A 7,208-nucleotide genomic window follows, 5' to 3' on the forward strand; every position below is an offset into this window, starting at 1 on the left:
AAGAATGCCGGCCCCGTCACGACGCTGGCGCTGGCCAATCTCTACTTGAGTCGAGGGCATCTGATGGGAGCAGTCCGCCCGTAAAGGGCAAATGCGGGGCGGACGCCCCGCCAACACACCCCGATGGGGCGCGCGAGGGCCAATTCTCGTCACCACAGCTATTTTTTCGGCCGAACGGGCCCCTGCGTAACTGAACTTACCCAGCTTATTCAGCGTAGCCTTAAGCATAAGACGGCCTCGATGGGGGAGCGGCGTCAACGCAGGATTGTGTTAAAGGCGCCGTTTTTTCAGTTAGTATCCTATGCGCGCACAGAGAGGCGTTGTTCCCTCCGTGCCCCTCCGACATCGCCACTGCGATATTGTCCGTTTGTTGACATTGTAGATGTCCGCCCACTGGCGGCGTTGTTCGAACTTGCCATCGCGCGCAGCAAACTAATGTGTCGTTGCGGCCTAGTCGTGTTTGCTGACGGCGTTTGACGTGCTATCCCGGGGAGTTTAAATCCATGCCGCATTTCTATGCTAACGAGAGTGCTAATTTCGATTTGGTGTACGAGGTAGTGGAGACGCTAGTTTCGTCGCGGGATGCTGAGCAGACCTTGGACAGATCCTTACGGTATCTTTCATCTGCGCTAGGATGGCGCTCCGCCTTCATAGCCGTCGCGGAGCCGGGTGGATATCTAGCTGGTTTTTGTTCCACGGGACTTTCGGAGGGCTGGCGCGAGCGCGTACGCTTTCTTCCCGATGAGGGGGTCGTGGGCCGCATTCATTCAAGTGATTCGCCTGTCATTGTCCCTGAGATTCACGACGAACATCTTCTCGCGGACCGCTTCGGAACTGCTAATGAATTGGACGGTGATCATATCGCTCTCCTGGGGACTCCTATCCGGCATGAGGGCCGTCCGCTCGGGGTGCTGGTCGCATTTTGTGAGAATCGAGACGGAACGCGCGTCTTTGCTAACGATCTCCAACTTATGAAAGTTGTTGCAGCGCCGATGGGGCAAGCGCTGCTGCTTAATCGCGAGGCGATGAACAAGGGCGGTTACACGGAACAGGTATGTAGACGTCTACAGAAGGAGCATCAACCTTTGCGGAATATAGAGAACGCGGTAGGCGATTCCCCATCGATGCAGAGGGTGTTTGCGCAAGTTCATCAAGTCGCCCCGGCGAGGGCGACAGTACTCTTGCGCGGTGAAAGCGGAACGGGGAAGGAATTGATCGCACGCGCAATCTATAGCTTGTCTCGGCGTAATGATCAGCCATTCGTTTCGGTGAACTGCGCGGCGCTTTCAGAGACTCTCCTGGAGAGCGAACTGTTTGGCCATGAGAAGGGAGCGTTCACCGGGGCACAATCGCAACGGAAAGGTAGATTCGAACTAGCGCACGGCGGCACACTATTTCTCGATGAAATTGGCGATATCTCACCGTCCTTCCAAGCGAAGCTATTGCGGGTTCTGCAAGAAAGGGAGTTTGAGCGCGTAGGAGGGGCCACGCCTGTAAGGGTTGATGTGAGGCTAATCGTTGCGACAAATCGCAACCTCGAACGGATGGTCAAAGAGGGTGAATTCCGAGCAGATTTGTATTATCGCATTAATGTGGTAAGCATTCGTCTGCCACCGCTACGTGAGCGCCGCGAGGACATCCCGGCTTTGGCGCAATACTTTTTAGATCGATTCAACCGTGACAACGGCAGGTCGCTGCGCTTCACAGAGGGAGCATTGAGGGTGCTTTCGGGTTGCTACTGGGCCGGTAACGTACGTGAGTTGGAGAACTGCGTTGAGAGGACCGCGACAATGGCACTCCACGATTCCATTGATCGGCTCTCATTCCTGTGTGAGATGGATAAGTGTCTAACCCAAGGATTGCATGACATCGAGCGAGAAGACGCCGTACGTCCGGGCCGATCGGCACACGCTGCAGCGAGCGAGGAGGTCACTCCTGCAGTCTCCGTAGATGCAGGTCACGATAGCGCCAGATTTACGGTGCCCAGCAGGAACGATAGACCTCAAGGCGAGAGAGAGCGACTCATTTGGGCCATGGAGCGCTGTGGCTGGGTGCAGGCGAAAGCGGCCCGGCTCTTGGGTATTACGTCACGGCAGATTGGCTACGCGCTGCGCAAGAACGGGATCGAGCTTCGCCGTTTCTGATGGCAGCATCTCGCTGCCTGGGTGCTTCCCTACACCTATGACAAAAGTTTGTGACAACTCAACGCAAATGGGTCTACCCTCGAGGAACTGCAAAGTGTCGGGATCGATTCCAACTTTGCCATAGGAGCGGGCATCTACGACAATTCAGCGTGCGTGTAGGGCTGCATAACGGTAAATGCATGGCTGCGATGATGGCACGCAACTTGCTGACCTTCGCGAACCGCGGAGTGTATGGAGTCGTTATGTCGCGAAAGGCGAGGGCCGCCGATCTTTTTGACCAACCGAATTGTGCGAAGAACCGGGCCAAGAGCGAGGAGGGGCGAAAGCAGGGCTGCTCAAGGCAGCTTTCACCGGGGGCGGCCGCTGGGGGTTGCGCTTTCGACGGGGCGAAAATTGCACTTCAGCCTGTAGCTGACGTGGCGCACCTCGTGCATGGACCAATCGCATGCGAAGGCAACTCTTGGGACAACCGCCAGGCGGCCTCCTCAGGGCCGACGCTCTATCGCACTGGCTTCACGACTGACATCAATGAGTTCGACGTGATCTACGGCGGTGAACGACGTTTATTCCGCAGCGTGCGCGAGATCATTGAAAAGTACAATCCACCTGCGGTCTTTGTTTATCAAACGTGTGTTACTGCGTTAATCGGCGATGACATAGATGCAGTGTGCAAGCAGGCCTCAGTAGAATTCAGTAGACCAGTTATACCGGTGCACGCGCCTGGGTTCGCTGGATCAAAGAACGTCGGCAATAAGCTTGGCGGCGAGGCGCTTTTGAATTATGTGATAGGTACCCGTGAGCCGGCGTACACAACGCCCACAGACATTAACGTAATTGGCGAGTACAACCTCTCAGGCGAGTTATGGCAGGTAAAGCCGCTCTTTGACGAACTTGGCATCCGTCTTTTGTCGTGTATAACTGGCGATGGTCGGTACAGCGATATTGCGAGCGCGCATCGGGCCAGAGCAAACATGGTGGTCTGTTCGAAGTCCATGGTCCATGTGGCAACTAAGATGCAAGAGCGTTATGGGATTCCATACCTTGAGTGCTCATTCTACGGAATTGGCGACACAAGCAATGCTCTCCGCCAGATCGCGAGTCTGTTGGTGCAGCGAGGGGCATCTGGAAAGCTGTTAGACCGTACAGAGCACCTGATTCAAGCTCAGGAGGAGCGGGCATGGGAGCGGATTGCCACGTACCGTGCGCGTCTTGAAGGAAAACGGGCGCTGCTAATCACAGGTGGCGTGAAATCATGGTCAGTTGTGGCTGCGTTACAGGAGGCCGGCTTAGAAATCATTGGCACAAGCGTGAAGAAGAGTACCAAGGAAGACAAAGAAAGAATCAAAGGGATCCTCGGACAGGACGCGCTCATGTTCGACAACATGACGGCGCGCGAGATGTACAAGCTATTGCACGATGCGAAGGCCGACATCATGCTGTCTGGTGGGCGCTCACAGTTTATCGCATTGAAGGCGCTTATGCCTTGGCTTGACGTAAATCAAGAACGTCATCATCCGTATGCCGGGTATGAAGGGATCGTGGAGTTGGTCCGTGAGATAGAGCGTACTATTTACAATCCGGTGTGGCAACAGGTGCGAATCCCAGCGCCGTGAAATAACGGAGGTGAAGTTGGCTGGTCAATAGACTCGCGGCACAGCTAATGTACTCGGAATACTAAGCCGCCACAGAATCCAGGAAGTACATCTTTACGCGTGGCGGCGGTCTAGGAAAGTGAGGAGACCATTATGGCTATCGTGATCCAATCTGAAAAAGCCTGCACGGTAAACCCGTTGAAAACTAGCCAGCCACTCGGCGCTAGCTTTGCGGCTATGGGGCTTGACGCTTGTATGCCCGTATTGCACGGCTCACAAGGTTGCACGTCGTTTGCCTTGGTGTTGCTGACGCGACATTTCAAGGAAGCAATCCCGCTGCAGACTACCGCAATGGATGAAATCTCTGCGGTTTTGGGCGGATACGATAATGTCGAGACGGCATTGCTTAACATCCGAAAGCGCGAGGCGCCGAGAATCATTGTGGTCTGTTCAACAGGTCTCACCGAGACCAACGGCGAGGATCTTGAGGGTCATTTAAGAGCTATACGAAAAGGTGATCCAGAACTGTTCAATACAGAAATTGTGTATGTCTCGACGCCAGATTATGTTGGGGCCTTCGAAGACGGCTACAGCAAAGCTGTGGTGGAGATTGTTATGGCGCTGGTAAAGCCACTGCCTGCTATTTATCGACAAATTAGCGTGTTGCCGGGGAGCCATTTGTCGCCGCGTGATGTTGAAGAACTACGCCTGATAGTCGAGTCATTTGGCCTAGACCCAATAATCCTCCCTGACATTTCCGGTTCGCTCGATGGCCATCTTGATTCAGAATGGCGTGGGGTAACGCAGGGCGGAACCACGCTCGAACAAATCCGCGCTGCAGGGGCATCTTCTTTCACAATCGGCATTGGAGAGCAGACTCGTGCTGGTGCGCGAGCGTTACAGGAAATAGGTGGCACGCCATTTGAAATCTTCGAACGTCTCACGGGTCTAGAACCTAACGATCGATTATTGCGGCTTCTCGCGCAGTTGTCAGGGCGAGGCATTCCAGAAAAGTACCGTCGGCAGCGTGATCAACTTCTGGATGCAATGCTGGACAGTCACTTCTATACGGGGGGTATAAAGGTTGCGATCGGTGCAGATCCGGACATGCTCCTTTCGGTTGGGTCACTGCTGCACGAGCTAGGGGCAGAACTATCAGTCTGCGTCAGCACGACCGCATCTCCAGCGCATGCGCTATTGCCCGCAAGCGAAGTAGTGCTGGGCGACTTGGAAGACATGGAGCGTGCGGCCGGCAATTGCGACGTGCTAATCACTCATTCGCATGGCCGCCAAATGGCTGCGCGACTCGGCAAGCCGCTGATGCGCGTAGGCTTCCCCGTATTCGACCGCGTCGGAAACGCACATCGATGTCAGATTGGATATCGAGGCACGATGGACCTGATTTTCGAAATTGCAAATCTGATGCTCGAGCGAATCCAGTTCCGCGCACCGACGAATTGGCCCCTATCCACGATCAATACCCATCGCGCTGCGGAAACCCCGGTGATCTGATGTCAAGGTTTCCTCCAGCCACTATGTGATCCTACAAGGAGACGGCGCATGAAAATCGCATTCGCTACGCAAGATAAGGAGCATGTTGACGCCCACTTTGGGTGCGCGAACCATATACTCGTCTATGACGTGACAGCGGCCGCGCACAGGTTCATCCAGGCTTTCGATTTCAGCGACACGCCACAAAAGCATGATAACGAAGAGAAGCTTGGTCAAAGGCTTGAAGCAATCCATGACTGCGCGATATTGTACGTCGCCGCGATTGGAGGTGCCGGAGCCGCGCGCGTGGTTGCGCTGAAGATCCACCCTATCAAGGTGGCAAAGGCGGAGCCGATTGAAACGATCCTTAGAAAGCTGCAGGAGGTGTTGAAGGGGACGCCGCCTCCGTGGTTAAGGAAGGTGATCAAGAAGGATTCGGGCACGTCATACGATTTGGGCGCGGACGACGGGTTAGCGAATAATCGCGACTACCTCAAAGAGAAGGACTATCCTCCGCCACAAATAACCTTCGGTGCTGAAACTGACAGCGAAGACAGGATAAATGACCCTGAGGCAACAAAAGCTCGTTTGAAAAGATTGAACACGCTTGCGGTGCAAGCCAAGATGGATCTACACGATTTATCCGAAGAGTTGCCGGCTAGTTGGGAGAAAATTTTAGTCGTTGCCAGACGCTGCTACGAAATCCACGCCGCGTTGATGGAGGCGCGGAAAACCGCCGGCTTGGCTTATAAGTGAATATCGCGAGAATGCAACGTGAGTGACAACTTTACAGTAGTGCTACCAAGTGGCGCGATCTGGACACCGAACTTTGTAAATTCTATCGATCATCATAATTGTATCGGGTGTGGTCGATGTTTTCGTGTGTGTTCGCGCGGTGTCCTTCAACTGGTTGGAGTGAGCGAGGATGGCAGCCATATTTCTCTTGAGGGGGAAAACGAGAATGAGGAGGAGCTTGAGAAGAAGGTTATGACAATCTTGCATCGCGAGTATTGCATAGGTTGCACCGCTTGCGCGAAGATTTGTCCAAAAAAATGTTACACGCACGCGCCCGCTTAGGCCTTAGTTATGACGAAGATGAATTTTCACAGTACCCTAATGCGTCACGCGGTAGATGGCGATGACTGCACGGTGCTGACCCTAGCTGGCGCCATTTCTTCAACGTTCGAGGAAGGAAATGTACATGGTCTCCCCATAATAGGACTTGATGCCAATGAAACTAGATGGTTGCTTGCACACTGGTTTCCAGGTGCCGAGTATGCCTTATCTTTGCAGCTAAACAGGGAGGCAAACGCGCAAGACCAGATGTACTATGACGAAGTCGAAGAACTTGTAACCTTGCTTGAGGCACACGCAGATCCAAGTGCCGGTACACCTATCGAGGTGCGCTGTGTTTCTCATGCATTGGCCTCCGGGTGTTTGAAAGACAAACATCTCTGGCAAAACTTACGCCTTCCATCCCGGGCCGAGCTCTCAGAGGTTCTGATGTACTGGTTTCCCATGCTTGCCGAAAAGAACGTCCATGGAATGAAGTGGAAAAAGTTCCTCTACAAACAGCTATGTGAGCGCGATGCGCTATACGTGTGCAGGGCTCCGAGCTGCAGCGTTTGCCCCAGTTTCGGAGACTGTTTTGGGCCTGAATAACGAAAAAAATCGCTCTTTACAAGTAGAGAACTGTCAGGGCCTGAACAGGCGTTAATGGGATGGACGCCCCAATCCATCCAAGTTAAGCCGCCAATAAAATCGCAATTCCCCCCGCGAACCCTTGACAGATGACGAGGTTCGAGGGGCCGCCGCCCTGCTTGCGCTGGCTGTTTAGCGCAAGCAGGGAGGCGGCCAATAGAGGATCGTTCTTCGATCTTCGCTTGGCTCTCATGCCCCTGTCCGATTTGTTCGCTTCGCTTACCGAATATTTGCACACCAAGGTCTTTCACGATCTTGCTCGCCATCCCGAACGTCCCGC

At 54.0% G+C, this 7,208-nt stretch carries 6 protein-coding genes; all 6 read left to right on the forward strand.

Annotation, left to right across the window (positions count from 1 at the left end; all coding sequences use genetic code 11):
- Nucleotides 1-503: 503 nt before the first annotated feature.
- The 6 genes from nifA (at nucleotide 504) to K309_RS41055 (ending at nucleotide 6,889) form a co-directional block, all read left to right on the forward strand.
- A complete protein-coding gene (nifA, locus tag K309_RS0133090) occupies nucleotides 504-2,144 on the forward strand; it encodes a nif-specific transcriptional activator NifA (protein WP_029050249.1) in 1,641 nt (546 codons plus the stop codon).
- A 242-nt stretch (nucleotides 2,145-2,386) separates the two neighbouring features.
- Complete coding sequence (gene nifE / locus K309_RS38490; RefSeq protein WP_035878781.1) at nucleotides 2,387-3,757, forward strand: nitrogenase iron-molybdenum cofactor biosynthesis protein NifE; 1,371 nt, start codon at nucleotides 2,387-2,389, stop codon at nucleotides 3,755-3,757.
- A gap of 132 nt (nucleotides 3,758-3,889) precedes the next feature.
- The gene (nifN, locus tag K309_RS0133100; protein ID WP_029050250.1) at nucleotides 3,890-5,248 is read left to right on the forward strand and encodes a nitrogenase iron-molybdenum cofactor biosynthesis protein NifN; all 1,359 of its coding nucleotides are present in this window, start codon (nucleotides 3,890-3,892) and stop codon (nucleotides 5,246-5,248) included.
- A gap of 48 nt (nucleotides 5,249-5,296) precedes the next feature.
- Nucleotides 5,297-5,983 carry a nitrogen fixation protein NifX gene (nifX, locus tag K309_RS44215; protein ID WP_029050251.1) on the forward strand — a complete coding sequence of 229 codons (687 nt, stop codon included), beginning with the start codon at nucleotides 5,297-5,299 and terminating at the stop codon, nucleotides 5,981-5,983.
- 18 nt (nucleotides 5,984-6,001) lie between these two features.
- Nucleotides 6,002-6,304 (forward strand): ferredoxin III, nif-specific, encoded by a 303-nt coding sequence (fdxB, locus tag K309_RS41050; protein ID WP_084402681.1) that lies wholly within the window; start codon nucleotides 6,002-6,004, stop codon nucleotides 6,302-6,304.
- An 18-nt stretch (nucleotides 6,305-6,322) separates the two neighbouring features.
- Nucleotides 6,323-6,889, forward strand: a complete 567-nt coding sequence (locus tag K309_RS41055) for a nitrogen fixation protein NifQ (RefSeq protein WP_084402682.1) — start codon at nucleotides 6,323-6,325, stop codon at nucleotides 6,887-6,889.
- Nucleotides 6,890-7,208: the final 319 nt, after the last annotated feature.

This window comes from Cupriavidus phytohabitans (genome assembly GCF_000426345.1).
In the GTDB taxonomy this organism is placed as follows: Bacteria; Pseudomonadota; Gammaproteobacteria; order Burkholderiales; family Burkholderiaceae; genus Cupriavidus.